The organism is Escherichia sp. UTM R2, from assembly GCF_048593455.1.
In the GTDB taxonomy this organism is placed as follows: Bacteria; Pseudomonadota; Gammaproteobacteria; order Enterobacterales; family Enterobacteriaceae; genus Escherichia; species Escherichia coli.
This window is the reverse complement of the sequence record NZ_JBFWDY010000002.1, coordinates 3,132,674-3,159,574: the sequence shown is the minus strand read 5'-3', so window position 1 is coordinate 3,159,574 and position 26,901 is coordinate 3,132,674. Positions and strand designations below refer to the sequence as shown.

General features: G+C 51.4%; 23 protein-coding genes and 7 tRNA genes. 8 read left to right on the top strand and 22 right to left on the bottom strand.

Translation table 11 applies throughout. The features are described from left to right. Positions 1-256 precede the first annotated feature (256 nt). The 5 genes from lnt to miaB form a co-directional block, all read right to left on the bottom strand. Complete coding sequence (gene lnt, locus AB4H76_RS16165; protein ID WP_000853021.1) at positions 257-1,795, bottom strand: apolipoprotein N-acyltransferase; 1,539 nt, start codon at positions 1,793-1,795, stop codon at positions 257-259. Between the two features lie 24 nt (positions 1,796-1,819). After that, positions 1,820-2,698, bottom strand: a complete 879-nt coding sequence (gene corC / locus AB4H76_RS16160; RefSeq protein ID WP_001278605.1) for a CNNM family magnesium/cobalt transport protein CorC — start codon at positions 2,696-2,698, stop codon at positions 1,820-1,822. 89 nt (positions 2,699-2,787) lie between these two features. Then, the gene (gene ybeY, locus AB4H76_RS16155) at positions 2,788-3,255 is read right to left on the bottom strand and encodes an rRNA maturation RNase YbeY (RefSeq protein WP_000084469.1); all 468 of its coding nucleotides are present in this window, start codon (positions 3,253-3,255) and stop codon (positions 2,788-2,790) included. Next, positions 3,252-4,292 (bottom strand): PhoH family protein, encoded by a 1,041-nt coding sequence (locus AB4H76_RS16150; protein ID WP_001018040.1) that lies wholly within the window; start codon positions 4,290-4,292, stop codon positions 3,252-3,254. The genes ybeY and AB4H76_RS16150 overlap by 4 nt, the downstream gene beginning before the upstream one ends. A 151-nt stretch (positions 4,293-4,443) precedes the next feature. Next, positions 4,444-5,868, bottom strand: coding sequence for a tRNA (N6-isopentenyl adenosine(37)-C2)-methylthiotransferase MiaB (miaB, locus tag AB4H76_RS16145; RefSeq protein WP_000162740.1), 1,425 nt, complete (start codon positions 5,866-5,868; stop codon positions 4,444-4,446). A 145-nt stretch (positions 5,869-6,013) separates the two neighbouring features. On the opposite strand from miaB, the gene ubiF reads away from it, so the two are divergent. Further along, positions 6,014-7,189, top strand: a complete 1,176-nt coding sequence (gene ubiF, locus AB4H76_RS16140; RefSeq protein WP_000184541.1) for a 3-demethoxyubiquinol 3-hydroxylase — start codon at positions 6,014-6,016, stop codon at positions 7,187-7,189. A 153-nt stretch (positions 7,190-7,342) separates the two neighbouring features. On the opposite strand, the gene AB4H76_RS16135 is transcribed toward ubiF, so the two are convergent. The 12 genes from AB4H76_RS16135 to nagB all read right to left on the bottom strand — a co-directional run bounded on the left by AB4H76_RS16135 (position 7,343) and on the right by nagB (position 14,524). Continuing rightward, positions 7,343-7,417: transfer RNA gene (locus tag AB4H76_RS16135), tRNA-Gln, on the bottom strand. A 37-nt stretch (positions 7,418-7,454) separates the two neighbouring features. Continuing rightward, positions 7,455-7,529 (bottom strand) — tRNA-Gln (locus AB4H76_RS16130). 47 nt (positions 7,530-7,576) lie between these two features. Next, positions 7,577-7,653 (bottom strand) — tRNA-Met (locus tag AB4H76_RS16125). Positions 7,654-7,668: 15 nt separating this feature from the next. After that, positions 7,669-7,743 (bottom strand) — tRNA-Gln (locus tag AB4H76_RS16120). A gap of 34 nt (positions 7,744-7,777) precedes the next feature. Continuing rightward, positions 7,778-7,852 (bottom strand) — tRNA-Gln (locus AB4H76_RS16115). Between the two features lie 23 nt (positions 7,853-7,875). Then, positions 7,876-7,960: transfer RNA gene (locus AB4H76_RS16110), tRNA-Leu, on the bottom strand. A 9-nt stretch (positions 7,961-7,969) separates the two neighbouring features. Next, positions 7,970-8,046 (bottom strand) — tRNA-Met (locus AB4H76_RS16105). Between the two features lie 379 nt (positions 8,047-8,425). Next, on the bottom strand, positions 8,426-10,090 hold the full coding sequence (asnB, locus tag AB4H76_RS16100) for an asparagine synthase B (RefSeq protein ID WP_000337081.1): 1,665 nt from the start codon (positions 10,088-10,090) through the stop codon (positions 8,426-8,428). A gap of 396 nt (positions 10,091-10,486) precedes the next feature. Continuing rightward, positions 10,487-11,239, bottom strand: a complete 753-nt coding sequence (nagD, locus tag AB4H76_RS16095; protein ID WP_000153129.1) for a ribonucleotide monophosphatase NagD — start codon at positions 11,237-11,239, stop codon at positions 10,487-10,489. A 47-nt stretch (positions 11,240-11,286) separates the two neighbouring features. After that, positions 11,287-12,507: a DNA-binding transcriptional regulator NagC gene (gene nagC, locus AB4H76_RS16090; protein ID WP_000187594.1), complete on the bottom strand. Its 1,221-nt coding sequence runs from the start codon at positions 12,505-12,507 to the stop codon at positions 11,287-11,289. Positions 12,508-12,515: 8 nt separating this feature from the next. Then, positions 12,516-13,664 carry an N-acetylglucosamine-6-phosphate deacetylase gene (gene nagA / locus AB4H76_RS16085; protein ID WP_000271174.1) on the bottom strand — a complete coding sequence of 383 codons (1,149 nt, stop codon included), beginning with the start codon at positions 13,662-13,664 and terminating at the stop codon, positions 12,516-12,518. A gap of 59 nt (positions 13,665-13,723) precedes the next feature. Next, the gene (gene nagB / locus AB4H76_RS16080) at positions 13,724-14,524 is read right to left on the bottom strand and encodes a glucosamine-6-phosphate deaminase (protein WP_001237072.1); all 801 of its coding nucleotides are present in this window, start codon (positions 14,522-14,524) and stop codon (positions 13,724-13,726) included. Between the two features lie 332 nt (positions 14,525-14,856). Between nagB and nagE the strand changes: the two genes are divergently transcribed. The 4 genes from nagE to chiQ all read left to right on the top strand — a co-directional run bounded on the left by nagE (position 14,857) and on the right by chiQ (position 21,094). Next, the gene (gene nagE, locus AB4H76_RS16075; RefSeq protein WP_001023104.1) at positions 14,857-16,803 is read left to right on the top strand and encodes a PTS N-acetyl glucosamine transporter subunit IIABC; all 1,947 of its coding nucleotides are present in this window, start codon (positions 14,857-14,859) and stop codon (positions 16,801-16,803) included. A 267-nt stretch (positions 16,804-17,070) separates the two neighbouring features. Beyond that, a complete protein-coding gene (gene glnS, locus AB4H76_RS16070; RefSeq protein ID WP_001287154.1) occupies positions 17,071-18,735 on the top strand; it encodes a glutamine--tRNA ligase in 1,665 nt (554 codons plus the stop codon). A gap of 576 nt (positions 18,736-19,311) precedes the next feature. After that, positions 19,312-20,718 carry a chitoporin ChiP gene (chiP, locus tag AB4H76_RS16065; protein WP_001258839.1) on the top strand — a complete coding sequence of 469 codons (1,407 nt, stop codon included), beginning with the start codon at positions 19,312-19,314 and terminating at the stop codon, positions 20,716-20,718. Positions 20,719-20,767: 49 nt separating this feature from the next. Beyond that, positions 20,768-21,094, top strand: a complete 327-nt coding sequence (gene chiQ, locus AB4H76_RS16060) for a ChiQ/YbfN family lipoprotein (RefSeq protein ID WP_000733592.1) — start codon at positions 20,768-20,770, stop codon at positions 21,092-21,094. Positions 21,095-21,177: 83 nt separating this feature from the next. Here the strand turns inward: chiQ and fur are convergent, their stop codons facing one another. The 5 genes from fur to ybfF all read right to left on the bottom strand — a co-directional run bounded on the left by fur (position 21,178) and on the right by ybfF (position 23,780). After that, entirely contained in the window at positions 21,178-21,624 is a 447-nt protein-coding gene (gene fur, locus AB4H76_RS16055) for a ferric iron uptake transcriptional regulator (RefSeq protein WP_000131702.1), read from the bottom strand. Then, positions 21,617-21,703 carry a fur leader peptide gene (gene uof, locus AB4H76_RS16050; RefSeq protein WP_001406816.1) on the bottom strand — a complete coding sequence of 29 codons (87 nt, stop codon included), beginning with the start codon at positions 21,701-21,703 and terminating at the stop codon, positions 21,617-21,619. The genes fur and uof overlap by 8 nt, the downstream gene beginning before the upstream one ends. A gap of 209 nt (positions 21,704-21,912) precedes the next feature. Next, the gene (fldA, locus tag AB4H76_RS16045; RefSeq protein ID WP_001018618.1) at positions 21,913-22,443 is read right to left on the bottom strand and encodes a flavodoxin FldA; all 531 of its coding nucleotides are present in this window, start codon (positions 22,441-22,443) and stop codon (positions 21,913-21,915) included. Positions 22,444-22,582: 139 nt separating this feature from the next. Further along, the gene (gene ybfE / locus AB4H76_RS16040; protein ID WP_001300829.1) at positions 22,583-22,876 is read right to left on the bottom strand and encodes a LexA regulated protein; all 294 of its coding nucleotides are present in this window, start codon (positions 22,874-22,876) and stop codon (positions 22,583-22,585) included. A gap of 139 nt (positions 22,877-23,015) precedes the next feature. Continuing rightward, positions 23,016-23,780, bottom strand: a complete 765-nt coding sequence (ybfF, locus tag AB4H76_RS16035; RefSeq protein WP_000773301.1) for an esterase — start codon at positions 23,778-23,780, stop codon at positions 23,016-23,018. 184 nt (positions 23,781-23,964) lie between these two features. Between ybfF and seqA the strand changes: the two genes are divergently transcribed. The 3 genes from seqA (at position 23,965) to AB4H76_RS16020 (ending at position 26,884) form a co-directional block, all read left to right on the top strand. Continuing rightward, a complete protein-coding gene (seqA, locus tag AB4H76_RS16030; protein ID WP_000848387.1) occupies positions 23,965-24,510 on the top strand; it encodes a replication initiation negative regulator SeqA in 546 nt (181 codons plus the stop codon). Positions 24,511-24,535: 25 nt separating this feature from the next. Next, positions 24,536-26,176 (top strand): phosphoglucomutase (alpha-D-glucose-1,6-bisphosphate-dependent), encoded by a 1,641-nt coding sequence (pgm, locus tag AB4H76_RS16025; RefSeq protein WP_420062607.1) that lies wholly within the window; start codon positions 24,536-24,538, stop codon positions 26,174-26,176. A 213-nt stretch (positions 26,177-26,389) separates the two neighbouring features. Beyond that, positions 26,390-26,884, top strand: coding sequence for a lipoprotein (locus tag AB4H76_RS16020; RefSeq protein ID WP_000856353.1), 495 nt, complete (start codon positions 26,390-26,392; stop codon positions 26,882-26,884). Positions 26,885-26,901 lie beyond the last annotated feature (17 nt).

Sequence of the window (26,901 nt, the reverse complement as noted above, 5' to 3'; positions counted from 1 at the left end):
TTTTATTGTTTGTTTTTGCGAGATGCGCCGCACCATTCCGAAGCAAAATTCTTAAAATGCACTCTTTTAGTGCTACCGCTGGATTACTGTGGTGCAACTAGGTTGTACTGATGCTGATTCAGGGTTTGCCTTGTATAACAAAGCAATAGATGTGCCAAAGTTGGATAGGAGAATATTGTTATCCGGATAATGCACTGATGCCGCATCCGGTGAGCGTGCCGAAATATGGGATGTATTCCGGCACGATAAGAAGGGATTATTTACGTCGCTGACGCAGACTCATCAACACAGCAGCAAAACCAAACAATGCCGTCAGCACCCACAGCGGCCAGTTGCCGGTACGTGCGTATGGTGTGAGTCCGGTGGTCGGCGTCACGTTAGTGGTTAACACCTCGCGGGTGAACTGCGGGATCATCGCCTGAATCTCACCCTGCGGGCCAATCACCGCCGTAATGCCGTTGTTGGTGCTGCGCAACAGTGGGCGCGCCAGCTCCAGCGCACGCATTCGCGCCATCTGGAAGTGTTGCCATGGACCAATAGATTTACCAAACCACGCATCGTTGGAGATAGTCAGCAGATAGTCGGTATCCGGGCGGAAGTTATCGCGCACTTGCTCGCCGAGAATGATCTCGTAGCAAATAGCCGCAGTAAGCTCAATACCATTTGCCGACAGCGGCGGCTGGATATATGGCCCACGGCTGAACGACGACATCGGCAGATCAAAGAACGGTGCTAACGGACGCAGAATCGACTCCAGCGGGACAAACTCGCCAAACGGCACCAGATGGTTTTTGTTATAGCGATCGGCTGATTCGTAGCTGTACGGCGCACCTTTACCCAGCGTGATGATGGTGTTGTAGGTATCGTAGCGGTTCTGCTTATTGAGACGCGCGTCGACAATCCCGGTTACCAGCGAGCTACCTTTATCACGCAACTCACCGTCCAGTGCTTTGAGGAACGGTTGCTGATTAATTTCCAGATCGGTTATCGCCGACTCCGGCCAGATAATCAACGATGATTTGCCCATCAGCGGTGCCGTTGCGTTGTAGTAAATCTTCAGCGTATTAAGAAGCTGGCCTTCGTCCCATTTCAGCGATTGCGGAATATCGCCCTGAACCATCGAAACCTGAATGGTTTTCTCCGGTTGTGGGGTAAACCACTGGATGTAACGCAGCGGGAAGGGAAGGGCAAACAGCACGACGGCCACCACCAGCGGACGCCAGTTGCGTTTGACCAACGCCAGTGCCAGCAGGCCACTAACCATCATCAGCAGGAAGTTAATGGCTTCCACGCCCATTATCGGTGCCAGCCCTTTTAACGGGCCATCAATCTGGCTATAGCCGAACTGTAACCACGGGAAGCCGGTCAGTACCCAACCGCGCAGAAACTCGGTCACTTGCCAGAGGGCAGGGGCGGCAATCGCTACGCGCAGCCAGGTGGTTTTCGGCCACAGACGCGACAGCACGCCAGCAAACAGTCCGGTATACAGCGACAAATACGCCGCCAGCAGCACCACCAGGAAGATGTTAACCGGGCCAGGCATTCCGCCAAAGGTCGCGATGCTGACATAGACCCAGTTAATACCGCTGCCAAAGAGGCCAAATCCCCAGCAAAAGCCAATAGCGGCAGACTGGAGTGGACGGCGGTTAAAGGTCAACGCCTGAAGCCCCATCAGCGAAATAATCGCCGCAGGCCAGACGTCGTAAGGAGAGAAGGCCAGCGTTCCGCAGGCACCGAATAATAACGCCAGCAGCAGGCGAATGCGCTGGCGTTCAATTAATGAGGCAAAAGCCATGTAGTTATCTATCCAGTTTCGGTTTTATTCATCCAGCTTCGGCTGGGGTGAGTCATCCGGGATTTTGACATGAACCTGAATAATACGCCGACTGTCGGCCATCGCCACTTTGAACTGGTAACCGTCGATGTCGATAGTTTCGCCACGCGCCGGAAGATGCCCAAATGCCTGCATCACCAGACCACCGATAGTGTCGACTTCTTCATCGCTAAAGTGGGTGCCGAACGCTTCGTTGAAGTCTTCAATGGAAGCCAGTGCGCGTACGGTCCAGGTATGACGACTCAGCTGACGGAAGTCGATATCATCTTCTTCGTCATACTCGTCTTCAATCTCACCAACAATCAGTTCCAGGATGTCTTCAATGGTCACCAGACCGGAAACCCCACCGAATTCGTCAATAACGATCGCCATGTGGTAACGCTGAGAGCGAAACTCTTTCAGCATCCGGTCTACGCGCTTACTTTCAGGAACGACAACCGCCTGACGTAACACTTTGTCCATGCTGAAGGCTTCAGCATCGCTGCGCATAAACGGCAGCAAGTCTTTCGCCATCAGAATCCCTTCAATGTGATCTTTGTCTTCGCTAATCACCGGGAAACGTGAGTGGGCGGACTCGATGATGACATCAAGACATTCGTCCAGCGTCTGGTTGCGTTTCAGGGTAATCATCTGGGAGCGGGGGATCATGATGTCGCGAACGCGTTGGTCTGCGATGTCCATCACCCCTTCGAGCATATCGCGCGTATCTTCGTCGATAAGGTCGTTCTGCCCGGAATCACGGATCAGCGCCAGCAGTTCGTCACGGTTTTTCGGTTCACCGTGGAAAAGTTGGCTGAGTAACAGGGAGAAAAATCCCTTCTTGTTGCTTATCGTGTCACTACTGTGTGAATTGTCGTCGCTCATGGCGTCGTATGGGTTCTCATGTTAGTTAATCAAAACGCCGTCGTTAATCACCAACGGCGGGGACGTCTGCCAGTCAAATGCCTGGCAAATTATTCTTTCTCGGCAATGTACGGATCCTCATAGCCCAGAGCAAGCATAATCTCTGTTTCGAGGGCTTCCATTTCTTCTGCTTCGTCATCTTCGATGTGATCGTAACCTAACAAATGCAGACTGCCGTGCACCACCATATGCGCCCAGTGCGCCTCCAGTGGTTTGCCTTGCTCCTGAGCTTCCTTCTCAACCACCTGACGGCAGATAACCAGATCGCCCAGTAGCGACATTTCCATGCCAGGCGGCACTTCAAACGGGAAGGAGAGCACGTTGGTCGGCTTATCCTTACCGCGATAGGTCAGATTCAGACTGTGGCTTTCGGCGGTATCGACCACGCGAATCGTCACTTCCGATTCTTCCTGAAACTGCGGGATCACCGCATTCAGCCATGTCTGAAACTGGCTCTCTTCCGGTAACCCGGAATTATCTTCACATGCCAGTTGTAAATCGAGGATCACCTGACTCATTTTTGTTCCTGTTCTTCGCGCTTGCGTTCTGCTGCCAGCGCCGCTTTTCGTTTTTGTTCGGCTTCTTCCCAGGCTTCATAGGCGTTAACGATACGCGCCACCACAGGGTGACGAACCACGTCTTCGCTGTGGAAGAAGTTAAAGCTGATCTCTTCGACATCGGCCAGCACTTCGATGGCGTGACGTAAGCCTGATTTAGTATTACGCGGCAGGTCGATCTGTGTGACGTCGCCGGTGATAACCGCTTTTGAGTTAAAACCGATACGGGTCAGGAACATCTTCATCTGTTCGATGGTGGTGTTCTGGCTCTCATCGAGAATGATAAACGCGTCGTTCAGCGTACGACCACGCATATAGGCCAGCGGTGCGACTTCAATAACGTTGCGCTCAATCAGTTTCTCGACTTTCTCAAAGCCCAGCATTTCAAACAGCGCGTCGTACAGCGGGCGCAGATACGGGTCTACTTTCTGGCTTAAATCGCCAGGCAGGAAGCCCAGTTTCTCACCGGCTTCTACTGCCGGACGAGTCAGCAGAATACGGCGAATTTCCTGACGCTCCAGGGCATCAACTGCCGCAGCCACTGCCAGGTAGGTTTTACCCGTACCCGCCGGGCCAACGCCGAAGGTAATGTCATGGTCGAGAATATTGGCGATGTACTGCGCCTGGTTTGGCGTGCGCGGCTTAATTACGCCGCGTTTGGTTTTGATATTGACCGCTTTGCCGTACTCCGGCACGCTCTCCGCGCTTTGCTCCAGTACCCGCGCTTCTTTAATCGCAAGGTGGATCTGTTCCGGTTCGATATCCTGAATCTGACCGCGCATCGGGGCAGTATCGACATACAGGCTACGCAGAATGTCTGCCGCAGCGGTGACGCAAATCGGACGGCCGGTCAGTTTAAAGTGGTTATCGCGGCGATTGATCTCGATGCCGAGACGGCGTTCGAGCTGCTTGATGTTGTCATCAAACGGGCCGCACAGGCTCAACAGACGCGCATTGTCTGCTGGCTCCAGGGTGATTTCGCGAGTGTCTATGTTCAAACCGTTCCTCTTATCTGTATGCCGCCGGAAGCTGAACATTCACCGGCCTATAAGGAAATTATTCACGCCACAGGAAAAAGGCGCAAGCATTGCAATAAAGATGGGGATAAAGAGAGAAAAACAAGGCCCACCGGAACGGCAGGCCTGAGAATTACGGCTGATAATAACCCACGCCAAGGTCGTTTTCTTTGCGGGTACGGGCAATCACTGATTCCGGTGTTTCTGCCACGCGCAGACCCATTTCATCTTCAGTACGCACCACTTTACCGCGCAGAGAGTTCGGGTAGACGTCGGTAATTTCTACATCGACGAATTTACCGATCATATCCGGCGTGCCTTCGAAGTTGACCACGCGGTTATTTTCCGTACGCCCGGAAAGCTCCATGATGCTCTTACGCGATGTACCTTCTACCAGAATACGCTGGGTGGTGCCGAGCATCCGGCGGCTCCACGCCATCGCTTGCTGATTAATGCGCTCTTGCAGAATATACAGACGCTGCTTCTTCTCTTCTTCCGGAACATCATCAACCATATCGGCGGCTGGTGTACCCGGACGTGCAGAGAAGATAAAGCTGTAGCTCATGTCGAAATTGACGTCGGCAATCAGCTTCATCGTTTTCTCGAAGTCTTCGGTGGTTTCGCCAGGGAAGCCAACGATGAAATCAGAACTGATCTGAATATCTGGACGCGCCGCACGCAGTTTACGGATGATCGCTTTGTACTCCAGCGCCGTATGGGTACGGCCCATCAGGTTCAGAATGCGATCGGAACCGCTCTGTACCGGCAGATGCAGGAAGCTCACCAGCTCCGGCGTGTCGCGATACACTTCGATGATATCGTCGGTGAATTCGATCGGATGGCTGGTGGTAAAGCGAATACGATCGATCCCGTCGATCGCAGCAACCAGACGCAGCAGATCGGCAAACGATCCGGTGGTGCCGTCGTAGTTTTCACCACGCCAGGCGTTCACGTTCTGACCGAGCAGGTTGACTTCACGCACGCCCTGAGCCGCAAGCTGGGCAATCTCAAACAGAATATCGTCGGACGGACGGCTTACCTCTTCACCACGGGTGTAAGGCACCACGCAGTAGGTGCAATATTTATTGCAGCCTTCCATGATGGAGACAAACGCGGTCGGCCCTTCGGCGCGCGGTTCCGGTAGACGGTCAAACTTCTCGATTTCCGGGAAGCTGATATCTACAACCGGGCTGCGGTCGCCACGCACGGAGTTGATCATCTCCGGCAGACGGTGCAGCGTTTGCGGCCCAAAAATAATATCGACATAGTGGGCGCGCTGGCGAATGTGCTCGCCTTCTTGCGATGCCACGCAGCCACCGACGCCGATAATCAGGTCTGGATTCTTCTCTTTTAACAGTTTCCAGCGACCCAACTGATGGAAGACTTTTTCCTGAGCCTTCTCGCGGATTGAGCAGGTGTTCAGCAGCAGCACATCCGCTTCTTCCGCCACGTCGGTCAGTTGATAGCCGTGGGTGGCATCCAGCAGATCGGCCATCTTCGATGAATCGTACTCGTTCATCTGACAGCCCCAGGTTTTAATATGGAGTTTTTTGGTCATCGACTTGCTCTTGCGAAATAGTAGCCAGGAATGCAGGGCGCATAGTGTAATGCTTTGCTGCCGTTGTGACCAGTATGAGCGTTATCAGCCCTTAGGGGTAAAAATCCTGTAAACTTAAAGCATATTGCTAACAGGATGATTGACCATGACAAATCAACCAACGGAAATTGCCATTGTCGGCGGAGGAATGGTCGGCGGCGCACTGGCGCTGGGGCTGGCACAGCACGGATTTGCGGTAACGGTGATCGAGCACGCAGAACCAGCGCCGTTTGTCGCTGATAGCCAACCGGACGTGCGGATCTCGGCGATCAGCGCGGCTTCGGTATCATTGCTTAAAGGGTTAGGGGTCTGGGATGCAGTACAGGCTATGCGTTGCCATCCTTACCGCAGACTGGAAACGTGGGAGTGGGAAACGGCGCATGTGGTGTTTGACGCCGCTGAACTTAAGCTACCGCTGCTTGGCTATATGGTGGAAAACACTGTCCTGCAACAGGCGTTGTGGCAGGCGCTGGAAGCGCATCCGAAAGTAACGTTACGTGTGCCAGGCTCGCTGATTGCGCTGCATCGCCATGATGATCTTCAGGAGCTGGAGCTGAAAGGCGGTGAAGTGATTCGCGCGAAGCTGGTGATTGGTGCCGACGGCGCAAATTCGCAGGTGCGGCAGATGGCGGGAATTGGCGTTCATGCATGGCAGTATGCGCAGTCGTGCATGTTGATTAGCGTCCAGTGCGAGAACGATCCCGGCGACAGCACCTGGCAGCAATTTACTCCGGACGGACCGCGTGCGTTTCTGCCGTTGTTTGATAACTGGGCATCGCTGGTGTGGTATGACTCTCCGGCGCGTATTCGCCAGTTGCAGAATATGAATATGGCACAGCTCCAGGCGGAAATCGCGAAGCATTTCCCGTCGCGTCTGGGTTACGTTACACCGCTTGCCGCTGGTGCGTTTCCGCTGACGCGTCGCCATGCGTTGCAGTACGTGCAGCCAGGGCTTGCGCTGGTGGGCGATGCCGCGCATACCATCCATCCGCTGGCGGGGCAGGGAGTGAATCTTGGTTATCGTGATGTCGATGCCCTGATTGATGTTCTGGTCAACGCCCGCAGCTACGGCGAAGCGTGGGCCAGTTATCCTGTCCTCAAGCGTTACCAGATGCGGCGCATGGCGGATAACTTCATTATGCAAAGCGGTATGGATCTGTTTTATGCCGGATTCAGCAATAATCTGCCACCACTGCGTTTTATGCGTAATCTCGGGTTAATGGCGGCGGAGCGTGCTGGCGTGTTGAAACGTCAGGCGCTGAAATATGCGTTAGGGTTGTAGCCTTACAACATTGCCGGATGCGTGCCAACCGTAGGTCGGATAAGACGCGGCAGCGTCGCATCCGACATTGAAGGATAAGACGTGTCAACATCGCATTCGACATTGAATGAACGCAGAAAAGCAAAAAGCTCGCCGAAGCGAGCTTTTTTAATGTGGCTGGGGTACGAGGATTCGAACCTCGGAATGCCGGAATCAGAATCCGGTGCCTTACCGCTTGGCGATACCCCAACTGGGTGCACTTACAAGGTAAGCGTCTTGAATAAATTGGCTGGGGTACGAGGATTCGAACCTCGGAATGCCGGAATCAGAATCCGGTGCCTTACCGCTTGGCGATACCCCAACAAATTGGTTTTGAATTTGCCGAACATATTCGACACATTCAGAATTTGGTGGCTACGACGGGATTCGAACCTGTGACCCCATCATTATGAGTGATGTGCTCTAACCAACTGAGCTACGTAGCCAGATTGTTTCTTCGATGGCTGGGGTACCTGGATTCGAACCAGGGAATGCCGGTATCAAAAACCGGTGCCTTACCGCTTGGCGATACCCCAATAACCGGGCGGTGAACCGCTTACTCGAAGAAGATGGCTGGGGTACCTGGATTCGAACCAGGGAATGCCGGTATCAAAAACCGGTGCCTTACCGCTTGGCGATACCCCATCCGTACAACGCTTTCTGGTGAATGGTGCGGGAGGCGAGACTTGAACTCGCACACCTTGCGGCGCCAGAACCTAAATCTGGTGCGTCTACCAATTTCGCCACTCCCGCAAAAAAAGATGGTGGCTACGACGGGATTCGAACCTGTGACCCCATCATTATGAGTGATGTGCTCTAACCAACTGAGCTACGTAGCCATCTTTTTTTTCGCGATACCTTATCGGCGTTGCGGGGCGCATTATGCGTATAGAGCCTTGCAGCGTCAACCTCTTTTTCAAGGAAAATTGCTCGAAAGTGACTGTTTGGTTAGGTTGCGAACAGCGTGGCGCTATATTCGTCAATTATTGTTTACTTTGTGTTTTTTCCCACCCTACAGCCATTCTTTTGTCATACAGGATGAAATTCGGAATTTAACAATAGTGGTGGGAAATTAATCTATGAAATACTGGCCTACAGTGATGAGTTGTCAAACAGTGATGTGGCAAACCCGGAACATTTCCTTACTGCATATCAGAATCAACAAGCACCTCAATAACTGAAACAGCCCCGGATTTCACCGGGGCTGTTTCGCATTTCTTACTTATATGCCGACTGGTGAACACCAACCGCACGACCAGATGGATCGTCCATTTTCTTGAACGCTTCATCCCATTCGATCGCTTTAGCGGAAGAACACGCGACGGAAGGACCGCCAGGCACGCACTCAGCGGCGCTCGGAAGCGGGAACAGTTCTTCAAAGATCTCCCGGTACAGATACGCTTCTTTTGAGGTTGGCGTGTTGTACGGGAAGCGGAAGCGGGCAGTTTCCAGTTGCTGATCAGAAACCTGCTGCGCCGCCACTTCTTTCAGGGTGTCGATCCAACTGTAACCGACGCCATCGGAGAACTGCTCTTTCTGCCGCCAGGCCACGCTTGCGGGCAGGTATGACTCAAAACATTCACGCAGGATGTGTTTTTCCATTTTGCCGTTACCGCACATTTTATCCTGCGGGTTAATGCGCATCGCCACATCAAGGAATTTTTTGTCGAGGAACGGAACGCGTGCTTCCACGCCCCAGGCTGACATCGCTTTGTTGGCGCGCGCGCAGTCATACATATGCAGGGCCAGCAGTTTACGCACCGTCTCTTCATGCAGTTCTTTAGCGTTGGGCGCTTTATGGAAGTAAAGATAACCGCCAAACACTTCATCAGAACCTTCACCGGACAGCACCATTTTAATGCCCATCGCCTTGATCTTACGCGACATTAAATACATCGGTGTTGAAGCGCGAATTGTGGTCACATCATAAGTTTCGATGTGGTAAATCACGTCGCGGATGGCATCCAGACCTTCCTGTACAGTGAAGTGAATTTCGTGATGCACCGTGCCCAGATGGTTTGCCACTTCCTGGGCTGCTTTAAGATCCGGTGAACCCGGCAGACCTACAGCAAAGGAGTGTAACTGCGGCCACCAGGCTTCAGAGCGTTCCTGATCTTCCACGCGACGGGCTGCGTATTTCTTGGTGATAGCGGAAATAATTGAGGAATCCAGACCACCAGAAAGCAGCACACCGTAAGGCACATCAGACATCAGATGGCTTTTAACGGAATCTTCAAGGGCCTGACGCAGCTCGTTTTTGTCGGTTACGTTATCTTTCACCGCATCGTAGTCGAACCAGTCGCGATGATAATAAGAACGGATTTCGCCGTCCTGGCTCCACAAATAGCTCCCCGCCGGGAACTCTTTAATCGTGCGGCAAACTGGCACCAGGGCTTTCATTTCTGAGGCCACATACAGCTGACCGTGTTCGTCATAGCCCATATACAGTGGGATGATCCCCAGATGGTCGCGACCAATCAGGTAGGCATCTTTTTCGCTGTCGTACAGTGCAAAGGCAAACATGCCCTGCAAGTCGTCGAGAAATTCCGGCCCTTTTTCCTGATACAGCGCGAGGATCACTTCACAGTCAGACCCGGTCTGGAACTGGTAACGATCGCCATATTCGGCGCGCAATGCCTGGTGGTTGTAGATTTCACCGTTTACCGCCAGTACGTGGGTTTTTTGTTGGTTGTAGAGAGGTTGCGCCCCCGCGTTAACGTCAACAATTGACAGACGTTCGTGGGCGAGAATGGCGTTATCGCTGGCATAAATACCGGACCAGTCCGGGCCACGATGACGCATCAGGCGTGACAGCTCGAGGGCTTTCTTACGCAGCTCAACTGCGTCTGTTTTGATATCGAATACGCCAAAAATTGAACACATAACCTTCTCCGTTAACCTGGTATTTGTTGCTTGTTGTGTTTGCTTGTTTAAAAAAATGCCGCAAAGCAGCACTGTGCGCAAGCGATTTGGCGGTGAAAAAATAAAAAACGTAATGGTGATTGTCGATTGGTGAAAAAAGGTCTGGTGTGAGGATATATTTATTGATGAATCGATAATTTTTAGCGGGTTTTATTGAATGTTTATATTTTACGGGGGCCAAATTGCTGACAAAGTGCGATTTGTTCATGCCGGATGCGGCGTGAACGCCTTATCCGGCCTACAAAAGCATGAAAATTCAATATATTGCAGGAGCTGCGTAGGCCTGATAAGCGTAGCGCATCAGGCAGTTTGGCGTTTGTCATCAGAGCCAACCACGTCCGCAGACGTGGTTGCTATTCAGATAACGTCGATTTCAGCGACTGACGGGTAAATCCAGCTGGGGCGGAAAGGCATACTGTCGATATCGTCGAGCGACGAAACACCAGAAAGCACCAGAATCGTCTCCAGACCTGCCTGGAAGCCGGCCAGAATATCGGTACGCAGGTTATCGCCGACAATCACCGTTTCTTCCGAATGCGCCTGCATTTTGTTTAATGCTGCGCGGATGATCCACGGGCTGGGCTTACCAACATAGAACGGTTTGCGCCCGGAGATTTTCTCAATCCCTGCACACAACGCGCCACAAGCGGGATAAAAACCGCGCCCGTGGGTGTCCGGATTGGTGGCGATAAAACGTGCACCGTTAGCGACGAAATAGGCTGCTTTATGCATCATGTCCCAGTTGTAGGAACGCGTTTCGCCAACAATCACGAAATCAGGGTTCACATCGGTAATAGTGAAACCGGCTTTGTACAGTTCATGAATCAGTGCGCCTTCGCCCACCACATACGCTTTCTTGCCTTCCTGGCGACGCAGGAAATCGGCAGTCGCCATCGCAGAGGTATAAAACACGCTGTCAGGTACATCGACACCTGCGGTGGCAAAGCGGTTCGCCAGATCTTGCCCAGTCTGCGAAGGATAGTTGGTCAGCAACACCAGCGGCAGGCCTTTATCCATAATCCCGTGCAAAAATTCCGCTGCACCCGGTACGGCGACGTTATCGTGCATCAGCACGCCGTCGATATCGCAAATTACATTTTTAATGGTCATGGACTACCCAGAATATTGACAACAATAAGCGCCACTATAAAAGCACATTAATTTTCCAGCAAATGCTGGAGCAAAATACCGTTGAGCATGGCGCGTTTTACCAGCGCAAAAGCGCCGATTGCCGAGCGGTGATCCAGCTCAGAACGTACCACCGGCAGATTAGTGCGAAACGCCTTCAGCGCCTGGGTATTAATGCAGCTTTCAATAGCAGGGAGCAGCACTTTATCGGCTTCGGTGATTTCACCGGCAATAACAATTTTTTGCGGATTAAATAAGTTGATAGCAATGGCGATGGTTTTACCCAGATGACGACCGACATACTCAATTACTTCCGACGCCAGACTATCGCCTTTGTTCGCGGCTTTGCAGATAGTTTTGATGGTGCAGTCGTCCAGCGGCACGCGGCTCTGGTAGCCCTGCTTTAACAGATTCAACACCCGTTGTTCAATGGCAGCGTTGGCGGCGATAGTTTCCAGGCAGCCAAAGTTGCCGCAGTGGCAGCGTTCACCCAGCGGTTCGACCTGAATATGGCCAATTTCACCGACGTTGCCGTTGCGGCCAATAAAAATGCGCCCGTTAGAGATGATTCCGGCCCCGGTTCCGCGATGGACACGCACTAAAATGGAGTCTTCGCAATCCTGACTTGCACCGAAGTAGTGCTCTGCCAGCGCCAGACTACGGATATCGTGACCAACGAAACAGGTCACTTTAAAACGCTCTTCCAGTGCTTCTACCAGCCCCCAGTTTTCCACCTGAATATGCGGCATGTAATGAATTTTGCCGCTGTCCGGGTCAACAAGTCCAGGCAGGATCACGGAAATGGCGATCAGCTCGCGCAGCTTGCGTTGGTAGCTATCAATAAACTGAGCAATGGCATTCAGCAGGGCATGTTCCAGCGTCTGCTGGGTACGTTCCGGCAGCGGGTAATGTTCTTCTGCCAGCACTTTGCTGCTGAGATCAAACAGAGTAATGGTGGCGTCGTGACGACCAAGCCGTACACCGATTGCGTGGAAATTGCGGGTTTCGGTGACGATAGAGATAGCGCGGCGGCCACCGGTGGAGGCCTGCTGATCAACTTCTTTGATCAGCCCGCGTTCGATAAGCTGACGCGTAATTTTGGTTACGCTGGCGGGGGCAAGCTGGCTTTGCTCGGCAATCTGAATCCGCGAGATTGGCCCGTACTGGTCAATCAGGCGATAAACCGCCGCGCTGTTAAGCTGTTTTACGAGATCAACATTACCTATCTGAGCTTGTCCGCCTGGTGTCATACTTTCTCTTATTGAGTTACGACCTCGTTACCGTTAACGATGGTCCTGGTGATTTTAAAATCAGGTGTGAATGCGGTCAGGTTGGCTACTTTACCTGCGGCGAGTGTGCCGAGACGTTTCTCAACGCCAATCGCACGCGCCGGATAGAGCGTCGCCATACGCAGCACTTCATCCAGTGCGATACCGCAATGTTCGACCAGATTACGCACGCCTTCAATCATGGTTAAGGATGAACCGCTTAACGTACCGTTCTCATCCACACAAAGTCCGTTACGGTAGTATATTGTTTTACCCGCAAAAATGAACTGTTCAATGTTGGCACCTGCTGGCGCGGTGGCGTCGGTAACCAGACACAGTTTGTCGCCTTTCAGGCGTTTAGCGTTACGAATGTTGGCGTAATCAACATGCAGGCCATCAGCGATAATACCGCAATAAATGTCAGCTTCGTCGAGGATCGCGCCCGCCAGGCCCGGTTCACGACCGGTAATATACGGCATCGCGTTGTACAGATGGGTGGCAAAGGTAATCCCCGCGCGGAAACCGGCTTTCGCTTCTTTCAACGTCGCGTTGGAGTGACCGGCAGAAACCACAATCCCGGCATTTGCCAGTTTGCTGATGACTTCTGCAGGAACCATTTCCGGTGCCAGGGTCACTTTAGTAATGACGTCGGCGTTCTTACACAGGAAATCGACCAGCGCGGCATCAGGCTTACGCACAAAATTCGGATTATGGGTGCCTTTTTTTACCAGATTCAGCCACGGACCTTCCAGATGCAGACCTAACGCCTGATTCGGATGTTTTGCCAGGTACTCGCGCATAACGCGCACGCCCTGTTTCATCAGCTCATCGCTGGTGGTGATAAGCGTCGGCAGATAGTTAGTACAGCCTGATTTCTCATTGGCGTTCTGCATGATTTCCAGCGTTTCCACGCTGACCGCTTCAGCGGTGTCGTTAAACTGTACGCCGCCGCAGCCGTTTAACTGCACATCGATAAAACCGGGGGAGAGAATGGCCCCGTTCAGTGAACGTTGTTCGATCTCTGGCGGCAGTTCCGCTACCGGACAGACGCTTTTAATCAGGCCATCAGCGATAACAACCGCGTGGTCATCAAGAAATTCGTGGCCGGTAAAGATCCGGCCCTGGGTTAATGCATACATTCTGACCCCCGATTTTAAAAAATATTGCCCTGAGCAAGGAGCCAGGGCAGGGATAACAATTACAGACCTTTGATATTTTCTGCTTCTAATTCATTGAAATATCTTAAAGTCTTAACTTTCAGCTCCATGGTGGAAGGTTCATCGCATACCATGATCGCTTTTGGATGCAGTTGCAGACAGCTGATGGTCCACATGTGGTTCACGCAACCTTCAACGGCGGCCTGCAGTGCCAGTGCTTTCTGGCTACCCAGCACCAGAATCATCACTTCTTCGGCATCCAGCAATGTACCAACACCGACAGTCAGGGCATATTTTGGCACCTGATTGACATCGTTATCAAAGAAACGAGAGTTCGCGACGCGAGTGTCATGAGTCAGGGTTTTGATACGAGTACGAGAAGCCAGAGAAGACGCCGGTTCGTTAAATGCAATATGACCGTCGTTACCTACACCGCCCATAAACAGATGAATTTTTCCGTAAGAACGGATTTTTTCTTCATACTGGCGGCACTCGGCGTCGATATCCGGGGCGTTGCCGTTGAGAAGGTTGATGTTTTCTGCTGGAATATCAACGTGATCGAAGAAATTACGGTGCATAAAGCTGTAGTAGCTTTCCGGATGCTCTTTCGGCAGACCGACATATTCGTCCATGTTGAAGGTGACAACGTGCTTAAAGCTGACCTGGCCTGCTTTATGCATTTCGACTAGGGCTTTATAGGTGGTCATTGGCGTGCCGCCAGTTGGCAGGCCCAGAACAAACGGACGATCGGCAGTCGGTTTGAACGCATTGATACGATTGACGATATGGCGAGCAGCCCATTTACCGACCTGTTCAGCGGTAGTCAGGGGGATCAGTCTCATTATTCACCTCAATAAGTAAAATGTAAGCCGTTGGCGGATTAGGCATCTTTAAGCGTAACCTGGATTTGCGCAGACAGGCGTCAATCCGACCTGATTTTTTGAATGATAAAATAAGTTTTCTGGTTTAGCCAGTAAAAGGGAGTGATGATAACGATATTTGGTGACAAAACTCACAAAAGACACGCGTTTAATTTGCGATACGAATTAAATTTTCACACACTCTGTAGCAGATGATCTAACAATCTGATTACAGAACATCGGCAGTACAATTTGCAGCAAAATAAAAATACGGCTTTAAACGAGCCAAATAGGGTTCTCGTAGGGGGAATAAGATGAATATTTTAGGTTTTTTCCAGCGACTCGGTAGGGCGTTACAGCTCCCTATCGCGGTGCTGCCGGTGGCGGCACTGTTGCTGCGATTCGGTCAGCCAGATTTACTTAACGTTGCGTTTATTGCCCAGGCGGGCGGTGCGATTTTTGATAACCTCGCATTAATCTTCGCCATCGGTGTGGCATCCAGCTGGTCGAAAGACAGCGCAGGTGCGGCGGCGCTGGCGGGTGCGGTAGGTTACTTTGTGTTAACCAAAGCGATGGTGACCATCAACCCAGAAATAAACATGGGTGTACTGGCGGGTATCATTACCGGTCTGGTTGGTGGCGCAGCCTATAACCGTTGGTCCGATATTAAACTGCCGGACTTCCTGAGCTTCTTCGGCGGCAAACGCTTTGTGCCGATTGCCACCGGCTTCTTCTGCCTGGTGCTGGCGGCCATTTTTGGTTACGTCTGGCCGCCGGTACAGCACGCTATCCATGCAGGAGGCGAGTGGATCGTTTCTGCGGGCGCGCTGGGTTCCGGTATCTTTGGTTTCATCAACCGTCTGCTGATCCCAACCGGTCTGCATCAGGTGCTGAACACCATCGCCTGGTTCCAGATTGGTGAATTCACCAACGCGGCGGGTACGGTTTTCCACGGTGATATCAACCGCTTCTATGCCGGTGACGGCACCGCGGGGATGTTCATGTCCGGCTTCTTCCCGATTATGATGTTCGGTCTGCCGGGTGCGGCGCTGGCGATGTACTTCGCAGCACCGAAAGAGCGTCGTCCGATGGTTGGCGGGATGCTGCTTTCTGTTGCTGTTACTGCGTTCCTGACCGGTGTGACTGAGCCGCTGGAATTCCTGTTCATGTTCCTTGCACCGCTGCTGTACCTCCTGCACGCACTGCTGACCGGTATCAGCCTGTTTGTGGCAACACTGCTGGGTATCCATGCTGGCTTCTCTTTCTCTGCGGGGGCTATCGACTACGCGTTGATGTATAACCTGCCGGCCGCCAGCCAGAACGTCTGGATGCTGCTGGTGATGGGTGTTGTCTTCTTCGCTATCTACTTCGTGGTGTTCAGTTTGGTTATCCGCATGTTCAACCTGAAAACGCCGGGTCGTGAAGATAAAGAAGACGAGATCGTTACTGAAGAAGCCAACAGCAACACTGAAGAAGGCCTCAATCAACTGGCGACCAACTATATTGCTGCGGTTGGCGGCACTGACAACCTGAAAGCAATTGACGCCTGTATCACCCGTCTGCGCCTTACAGTGGCTGACTCTGCCCGCGTTAACGATACGATGTGTAAACGTCTGGGTGCTTCTGGTGTAGTAAAACTGAACAAACAGACTATTCAGGTGATTGTTGGCGCGAAAGCAGAATCCATCGGCGATGCGATGAAGAAAGTCGTTGCCCGCGGTCCGGTAGCAGCTGCGTCAGCTGAAGCAACTCCGGCAACTGCCGCGCCTGTAGCAAAACCGCAGGCTGTACCAAACGCGGTATCTATCGCGGAGCTGGTATCGCCGATTACCGGTGATGTCGTGGCACTGGATCAGGTTCCTGACGAAGCATTCGCCAGCAAAGCGGTGGGTGACGGTGTGGCGGTGAAACCGACAGATAAAATCGTCGTATCACCAGCCGCAGGGACAATCGTGAAAATCTTCAACACCAACCACGCGTTCTGCCTGGAAACCGAAAAAGGCGCGGAGATCGTCGTCCATATGGGTATCGACACCGTAGCGCTGGAAGGTAAAGGCTTTAAACGTCTGGTGGAAGAGGGTGCGCAGGTAAGCGCAGGGCAACCGATTCTGGAAATGGATCTGGATTACCTGAACGCTAACGCCCGCTCGATGATTAGCCCGGTGGTTTGCAGCAATATCGACGATTTCAGTGGCTTGATCATTAAAGCTCAGGGCCATGTTGTGGCGGGTCAAACACCGCTGTATGAAATCAAAAAGTAATCTGCTTTATGCCTGATGCGACGCTTGACGCGTCTTATCAGGCCTACAAAAGCTCAGTCCAGGTTGGATAAGACGCTTAAGCGTCGCATCCAACAATGACGCAGGACTGGCAAAATCGGTGGAGATCTTCTCTGCCGCTTTTTTTTTCATCAATCATCCCCATAATCTCAGTGAGATTTTCGATTTTCACTAACTAACAGTTGTCAGCCTGTCCCGCTTATAAGATCATACGCCGTTATACGTTGTTTACGCTTTGAGGAATCCACGATGAGTGAGGCAGAAGCCCGCCCGACTAACTTTATCCGTCAGATCATCGATGAAGATCTGGCCAGTGGTAAGCACACCACAGTACACACCCGTTTCCCGCCGGAGCCGAATGGCTATCTGCATATTGGCCATGCGAAATCTATCTGCCTGAACTTCGGGATCGCCCAGGACTATAAAGGCCAGTGCAACCTGCGTTTCGACGACACTAACCCGGTAAAAGAAGATATCGAGTATGTTGAGTCGATCAAAAACGACGTAGAGTGGTTAGGTTTTCACTGGTCTGGTAACGTCCGTTACTCCTCCGATTATTTTGATCAGCTCCACGCCTATGCGATCGAACTGATCAATAAAGGCCTGGCGTACGTTGATGAACTGACGCCGGAACAGATCCGCGAATACCGCGGCACCCTGACGCAACCGGGTAAAAACAGCCCGTACCGCGACCGCAGCGTTGAAGAGAACCTGGCGCTGTTCGAAAAAATGCGTGCCGGTGGTTTTGAAGAAGGTAAAGCCTGCCTGCGTGCGAAAATCGACATGGCTTCACCGTTTATCGTGATGCGCGATCCGGTGCTGTACCGTATTAAATTTGCTGAACACCACCAGACTGGCAACAAGTGGTGCATCTACCCGATGTACGACTTCACCCACTGCATCAGCGATGCCCTGGAAGGTATTACGCACTCTCTGTGTACGCTTGAGTTCCAGGACAACCGTCGTCTGTACGACTGGGTACTGGACAACATCACGATTCCTGTTCACCCGCGCCAGTATGAGTTCTCGCGCCTGAATCTGGAATACACCGTGATGTCCAAGCGTAAGTTGAACCTGCTGGTGACCGACAAGCACGTTGAAGGCTGGGATGACCCGCGTATGCCGACCATTTCCGGTCTGCGTCGTCGTGGTTACACTGCGGCTTCTATTCGTGAGTTCTGCAAACGCATCGGCGTGACCAAGCAGGACAACACCATTGAGATGGCGTCGCTGGAATCCTGCATCCGTGAAGATCTCAACGAAAATGCGCCGCGCGCAATGGCGGTTATCGATCCGGTGAAACTGGTTATCGAAAACTATCAGGGCGAAGGCGAAATGGTTACCATGCCGAACCATCCGAACAAACCGGAAATGGGCAGCCGTCAGGTGCCGTTTAGCGGTGAGATTTGGATTGATCGCGCCGATTTCCGCGAAGAAGCTAACAAGCAGTACAAACGTCTGGTGCTGGGTAAAGAAGTGCGTCTGCGTAATGCTTATGTGATTAAGGCAGAACGCGTCGAGAAAGATGCCGAAGGTAATATCACCACCATCTTCTGTACTTATGACGCCGATACCTTAAGCAAAGATCCGGCAGATGGTCGTAAAGTCAAAGGTGTTATTCACTGGGTGAGCGCGGCACATGCGCTGCCGGTTGAAATCCGTTTGTATGACCGTCTGTTCAGCGTGCCTAACCCAGGTGCTGCGGATGATTTCCTGTCGGTGATTAACCCGGAATCGCTGGTGATCAAACAGGGCTTTGCTGAACCGTCGCTGAAAGATGCGGTTGCGGGTAAAGCATTCCAGTTTGAGCGTGAAGGTTACTTCTGCCTCGATAGCCGCCATTCTACGGCGGAAAAACCGGTATTTAACCGCACCGTTGGGCTGCGTGATACCTGGGCGAAAGTAGGCGAGTAATTTTAAGTTTCGCTATGCCGGATGGGGCGTTTACGTCGCATCCGGCAAGGAACAGACAAACAGTTTCAAACGCTAAATTGCCTGATGCGCTACGCTTATCAGGCCTACATGATCTCTGCAATATATTGAGTTTGCGTGCTTTTGTAGGCCGGATAAGGCGTTCACGCCGCATCCGGCAAGAAACAGCAAACAATCCAAAACGCCGCGTTCAGCGGCGTTTTTTCTGCTTTTCTTCGCGAATTAATTCCGCTTCGCAATTTATCCATAAAATAAATTTAAAATAACAAAACATAATTAAATAAAATGTAACCGCTTTCATCTTGCTGGAATTTCACGCTTTTATTCTTCTGCAAGCCTTTCAACCGCAAACTTAAGCCTTGTAACAAAAATCATCAAAATATGTGCGGTTGCTCATGTTCTTACATTCTGGTTACAGAAAGAGATTGATAATTCGCGTCGCGAAAAATAGTCTGTTCCTGTAGTCAGCGAGACTTTTCTCAACGCTACTTTTTTAATTTTTATTTTTTCGCTGTTCACCTTTGGTGCAGCAATTTATACGTCAAAGAGGATTAACCCATGCGTACGTTTAGTGGCAAACGTAGTACGCTGGCGCTGGCTATCGCCGGTGTTACAGCAATGTCGGGCTTTATGGCAATGCCGGAGGCTCGCGCCGAAGGATTCATCGACGATTCAACCTTAACCGGCGGTATATATTACTGGCAGCGTGAACGCGACCGTAAAGATGTTACCGACGGCGACAAATACAAAACCAACCTTTCTCACTCCACCTGGAATGCCAACCTCGATTTTCAGTCTGGTTATGCTGCTGATATGTTCGGCCTTGATATTGCCGCGTTTACGGCGATTGAAATGGCGGAAAACGGCGACAGCTCTCACCCGAACGAAATCGCGTTTTCAAAAAGTAATAAAGCCTATGACGAAGACTGGTCCGGCGACAAAAGCGGTATAAGCCTGTATAAAGCAGCGGCCAAATTTAAATACGGTCCGGTTTGGGCGAGGGCAGGTTATATTCAGCCAACCGGTCAGACGCTGTTAGCGCCTCACTGGAGCTTTATGCCGGGTACTTATCAGGGTGCGGAAGCCGGAGCGAATTTTGATTACGGCGATGCCGGTGCGTTGAGTTTCTCCTACATGTGGACCAACGAATACAAAGCGCCGTGGCATCTGGAAATGGATGAGTTTTATCAGAACGATAAAACCACCAAAGTTGATTATCTGCACTCCCTTGGGGCGAAATACGACTTCAAAAATAACTTCGTACTGGAAGCGGCTTTTGGTCAGGCGGAAGGGTATATCGATCAATATTTTGCCAAAGCCAGCTACAAATTTGATATCGCCGGTAGCCCGTTAACCACCAGCTACCAGTTCTACGGTACCCGCGATAAAGTTGACGATCGCAGCGTCAACGACCTTTATGACGGCACCGCCTGGCTGCAGGCGTTGACCTTTGGTTACCGGGCGGCTGACGTAGTGGATTTGCGCCTCGAAGGCACCTGGGTTAAGGCTGACGGTCAGCAGGGATACTTCCTGCAACGTATGACTCCAACCTACGCTTCCTCAAACGGTCGCCTGGATATCTGGTGGGACAACCGTTCTGACTTCAACGCCAACGGCGAAAAAGCAGTCTTCTTCGGTGCGATGTATGACCTGAAAAACTGGAATCTTCCAGGCTTCGCCATCGGCGCTTCCTACGTTTACGCATGGGATGCTAAACCTGCGACCTGGCAGAGCAATCCGGATGCGTACTACGACAAAAACCGGACTATTGAAGAGTCTGCATACAGCCTGGATGCGGTCTATACCATTCAGGACGGTCGCGCCAAAGGCACGATGTTCAAACTGCACTTCACCGAATACGACAACCACTCCGACATCCCAAGCTGGGGCGGTGGTTACGGCAACATCTTCCAGGATGAGCGTGACGTAAAATTTATGGTAATCGCACCATTCACCATCTTCTGATGCCCGACGCGGCAGGTTTTGTGCCTGCCGCACGTTTGAGGAATTTGCTATGAAAAAACTGATTCTCATCGCCATGATGGCATCGGGGCTGGTAGCTTGTGCGCAATCAACCGCACCACAGGAAGACAGCCGTCTGAAAGAGGCATACAGCGCCTGTATCAACACCGCGCAAGGTTCGCCGGAAAAAATTGAAGCCTGCCAGAGCGTGTTAAACGTGCTGAAGAAAGAGAAACAACATCAGCAGTTTGCCGACCAGGAAAGTGTCCGCGTACTGGATTATCAGCAGTGTCTGCGTGCAACGCAAACCGGAAATGATCAGGCGGTGAAAGCCGATTGTGATAAGGTCTGGCAGGAAATTCGCAGTAATAACAAATAAGTGAGAGCTGTAACTCTCGCTTTTCTTATTTCCCTTGCATAAAAAAGCCAACCCGCAGGTTGGCTTTTCTCGTTCAGGCTGGCTTATTTGCCTTCGTGCGCGTGCTCATCTTCGCGGCAATCGCCTTCGGCACAGTGACCGTAAAGATAGAGACTGTGGTTAGTCAGGCGAATGCCATGTTTTGCGGCAATTTCACGCTGACGCGCTTCGATGGAATCATCACTAAATTCGATAACCTTGCCGCAGTCGAGGCAGATCAGGTGATCGTGGTGATGTTGCTGTGTCAGTTCAAATACGGATTTACCGCCTTCAAAATTGTGGCGGGTGACGATACCAGCGTCGTCAAACTGGTTCAGTACGCGATATACCGTAGCCAGACCAATTTCTTCACCCATATCGATCAGACGTTTGTATAAATCTTCCGCACTGACGTGATGGTTGTCCGGCTCCTGAAGAACTTCCAGGATTTTTAAACGAGGAAGCGTTACTTTCAGGCCAGCTTTCTTTAGGGCGGTATTGTTATCAGTCATGCGGAATCTGTCCTGTTACTAAGCGGTTCACTTCATTAGAAGAAGTGACAGAATTTGCTCTTGAGATAATGCGTATCATTATAGAATTGCCACGCCTAAATGAAAACCACAAGTCCCTGGCAAATATTGTTAATAAAAACGTGGCATAGCTTACATTTACAACGGCAAGGCCACTTGAACACCGGGACATTGTACAGGTACAACAGCAAAAGTTACAAATTTGTAGCAATTATTTTGATTGGCATTATCTATTAATACGGCGTAGACATGAGTCTACGCCGCATCACATCAGGCATTGAGAATTTCGTCGAGATGCAACTCTTCAGAAATCTGTTTAACCCATTTTTCTACACGTTCAGCGGTCAGTTCCGGCTGACGGTCTTCGTCGATAGCCAGACCGACAAAGTGGTCGTCATCTGCCAGACCTTTTGATGCTTCGAAATGATAGCCCGCAGTTGGCCAGTGACCAACGATGGTTGCACCGCGCGGTTCAATGATGTCGCGGATGGTGCCCAATGCGTCGCAGAAATATTCGGCGTAATCTTCCTGGTCACCACAACCAAACAGCGCAACCAGTTTGCCATTGAAATCAATCTCTTCGAGAGTCGGGAAGAAGTCATCCCAGTCACACTGCGCTTCGCCGTAATACCAGGTTGGGATGCCCAGCAGCAGAATGTCATAAGCTTCCAGATCTTCTTTGCTGCTTTTTGCAATGTCATGGACATCGGCAACGTCTTTACCAAGCTGTTTTTGAATCATTTTTGCGATATTTTCGGTATTACCGGTGTCGCTGCCGAAAAAGATGCCAGTGATAGCCATGAGTGAAATAACCTCTTGAAACTTATTGAAATGGGGGTGGAAAATTGCCCACGGATAAAGGCAATCATAGCAGAACAGGCAGTCTTGCGGAATCAGTAAACGAGCAGGACTGCACACTGTGCTACATGAAAGTGGAAATTTAAACGATGCCCTGACTACGCAGCGCCGCCAGTTGCTGCATTAACATCTCTTCGATCAGTTCGCTACGGCTCATATTGCGCGATTCCGCCAGCTCGTTCAGCGCCTCGACAGCTTCCGCGTTCAGCTTCAGTTCGACACGCTTAAGGCCACGTACTTTGTCGCGTTTTAGTTGGTTGCGTTTATTAATACGCAGCTGTTCATCGCGCGAAAGCGGATTAGTTTTCGGTCGTCCCGGTCGACGCTCGTGCGCGAACAGATCTAATGTCGTACGGTCCGTTTGTTCTTTGGCCATGATCTTGGTGACTTCGGGGGAAACAATCAGCCAGGCCTCTGCCCGGATGGATAGCGCGCCATAATACATCAGCGCGATGAGTCACGCCAACGCCCACGCGCGGAAAGCGACGCGGACGCTGGGTTTTTAATCAGTTGCGTTAATCATTGAGATAGCGACGGATAGCGCGTAATACCGCATCTGGTTTTTCAGCATGGACCCAGTGACCCGCGCCTGCAATGACATGCGCCCGTGCCTGTGGAAATTGTGCCAGTAAATCATCACGGTACTGCTCGCTAACATACGGAGAATTACCACCAGGGATAAACAGGGCAGGGTGATCCCATGCCGGGATTTTCTCCCAACCCACAATATGCGGATACTGATCCCACAATACCGGCACGTTAAAGCGCCACTCCCCGTCAACAAAAGATTTCAACAGAAACTGAATCACCCCTTCTTCATTAAGATGCTGGCGCATTATTGCTGCTGCTTGCTGGCGAGTTTGTGCGTCCGATTCACTGACCGCGTTGATAGCTGCGAAAATCTCATCATGACGGCGTACGTGATAGTCGACCGGTGCGATATCGATCGCCACCAGTTTATCGATGCGATCGGGGGCCAGTGCAGTAAGTGCCATTACCGCTTTACCGCCCATGGAGTGACCGATAAATGTTGCTTTGTCGATCTGCAGTGCATCCAGGGTATCAACAAGATCCTGCGCCATCGCCGGGTAATTCATTACCGGCTCTCTCGGTGAAAGACCGTGGTTACGCATATCAACCTGGATGATATTGTGATCGTTTACCAGATCGCGAGCCAGTACGCCAAGGTTGTCGAGGCTACCAAACAGACCATGGACAAGAACGATGGGAGAATTATTGTGCTGGTTTTGTGCAGTTTGCGCGCGGATATTCAATTTCATGGCAAAGTTCTTTTTTTCGCGTTGTCGGGTTAGGGTATTATGTTGACCATTGTGCCACAGGGCTGCAACAAATAAGGTTTATTCCGAGTTTTTCTGCAAGCCAGGCTTGACGCTATCCGCTGCCGGGATTTATTCATATACTCCTGGCGACTTGTATTCAGCTAAGACACTGCACTGGATTAAGATGAAAACGATTGAAGTTGATGATGAACTCTACAGCTATATTGCCAGCCACACTAAGCATATCGGCGAGAGCGCATCCGACATTTTACGGCGTATGTTGAAATTTTCCGCCGCATCACAGCCTGCTGCTCCGGTGACGAAAGAGGTTCGCGTTGCGTCACCTGCTATCGTCGAAGCGAAGCCGGTCAAAACGATTAAAGACAAGGTTCGCGCAATGCGTGAACTTCTGCTTTCGGACGAATACGCAGAGCAAAAGCGAGCGGTCAATCGCTTTATGCTGCTGTTGTCTACACTATATTCTCTTGACGCCCAGGCGTTTGCCGAAGCAACGGAATCGTTGCACGGTCGTACACGCGTTTACTTTGCGGCAGATGAACAAACGCTGCTGAAAAATGGTAATCAGACCAAGCCGAAACATGTGCCAGGCACGCCGTATTGGGTGATCACCAACACCAACACCGGCCGTAAATGCAGCATGATCGAACACATCATGCAGTCGATGCAATTCCCGGCGGAATTGATTGAGAAGGTTTGCGGAACTATCTAAAACGTTGCAGACAAAGGACAAAGCAATGGCAATCCACAATCGTGCAGGCCAACCTGCACAACAGAGTGATTTGATTAACGTCGCCCAACTGACGGCGCAATATTATGTACTGAAACCAGAAGCAGGGAATGCGGAGCACGCGGTGAAATTCGGTACTTCCGGTCACCGTGGCAGTGCAGCGCGCCACAGCTTTAACGAGCCGCACATTCTGGCGATCGCTCAGGCAATTGCTGAAGAACGTGCGAAAAACGGTATCACTGGCCCTTGCTATGTGGGTAAAGATACTCACGCCCTGTCCGAACCTGCATTTATTTCCGTTCTGGAAGTGCTGGCAGCGAACGGCGTAGATGTTATTGTGCAGGAAAACAATGGCTTCACCCCGACGCCTGCCGTTTCCAATGCCATCCTGGTTCACAATATAAAAGGTGGCCCGCTGGCAGACGGTATCGTTATTACACCGTCCCATAACCCGCCGGAAGATGGTGGTATCAAGTACAATCCGCCAAATGGTGGCCCGGCTGATACCAACGTCACTAAAGTGGTGGAAGATCGTGCCAACGCACTGCTGGCCGATGGCCTGAAAGGCGTGAAGCGTATCTCCCTCGACGAAGCGATGGCATCCGGTCATGTGAAAGAGCAGGATCTGGTGCAGCCGTTCGTGGAAGGGCTGGCCGATATCGTTGATATGGCGGCGATTCAGAAAGCGGGCCTGACGCTTGGCGTTGATCCGCTGGGCGGTTCCGGTATCGAATACTGGAAGCGCATTGGCGAGTATTACAACCTCAACCTGACTATCGTTAACGATCAGGTCGATCAAACCTTCCGCTTTATGCACCTTGATAAAGACGGCGCGATCCGTATGGACTGCTCCTCCGAGTGTGCGATGGCGGGCCTGCTGGCACTGCGTGATAAGTTCGATCTGGCGTTTGCTAACGACCCGGATTATGACCGTCACGGTATCGTCACTCCGGCAGGTTTGATGAATCCGAACCACTACCTGGCGGTGGCGATCAATTACCTGTTCCAGCATCGTCCGCAGTGGGGCAAAGATGTTGCCGTTGGTAAAACGCTGGTTTCTTCTGCGATGATCGACCGTGTGGTCAATGACTTGGGTCGTAAGCTGGTAGAAGTCCCGGTAGGTTTCAAATGGTTTGTTGATGGTCTGTTCGACGGCAGCTTCGGCTTTGGCGGCGAAGAGAGCGCAGGGGCTTCCTTCCTGCGTTTCGACGGCACGCCGTGGTCCACCGACAAAGACGGCATCATCATGTGTCTGCTGGCGGCGGAAATCACCGCTGTCACCGGTAAGAACCCGCAGGAACACTACAACGAACTGGCAAAACGCTTTGGTGCGCCGAGCTACAACCGTTTGCAGGCAGCTGCGACTTCCGCACAAAAAGCGGCGCTGTCTAAGCTGTCTCCGGAAATGGTGAGCGCCAGCACCCTGGCAGGTGACCCGATCACCGCGCGCCTGACTGCTGCTCCGGGCAACGGTGCTTCTATTGGCGGTCTGAAAGTGATGACTGACAACGGCTGGTTCGCCGCGCGTCCGTCAGGCACGGAAGACGCATATAAGATCTACTGCGAAAGCTTCCTCGGTGAAGAACATCGCAAGCAGATTGAGAAAGAAGCGGTTGAGATTGTTAGCGAAGTTCTGAAAAACGCGTAAACACATTTAATAAAAAAAGGGCGGTCGCAAGATCGCCCTTTTTTACGTATGACAAACACAGAATTGCCTGATGCGCTACGCTTATCAGGCCTACGAGGATGGTGCAATATATTGAATTTAAGCGATTTTGTAGGCCGGATAAGGCGTTCACGCCGCATCCGGCAAAAACAACGAACACTTTGTCAACAAACTGAGTAGCTCAAGGAAATCCCAATGAAGACCAACAGGAGTCTGGTCGTCATAGTGTCACTAATTACCGCCACATTACTGCTGACTGCATGCGCCCAACCTGAACAATCATCATTAGCTGGCGACTGGTTACTGACCCCTAAAGATAAAACCAGAGGATTAACGGGTAGCATTGCGGTAAATATTGCACCTTTCCGGTGTAAGACAAATTGCCGTGGTGATAACTTACCTGATAATACCCGCCGCTGGCAGTTGTCAGGCGGGAACGAAAAAGAACTTACTTATCTTCATAATATGTCAGCACAAGAAAAGGTCGGTTTAAATCCCGGTTGGCAATGCTACACCTCATTTTTTATGCGGGTTTGCCAGGGCAAGCCCGGCACTCGACCGATAGTCAATGAGGATTATGTCAGCGAAAGCGGATTTTTTGGCTCGATGATGCATGTCGGGATTATTGAGTTACGACGCTGCCAGTCAGAAAATTGCCAGCAAGAATTGAAAGCGATAAATACACATTAAAATAGTGAGTCCGGGAA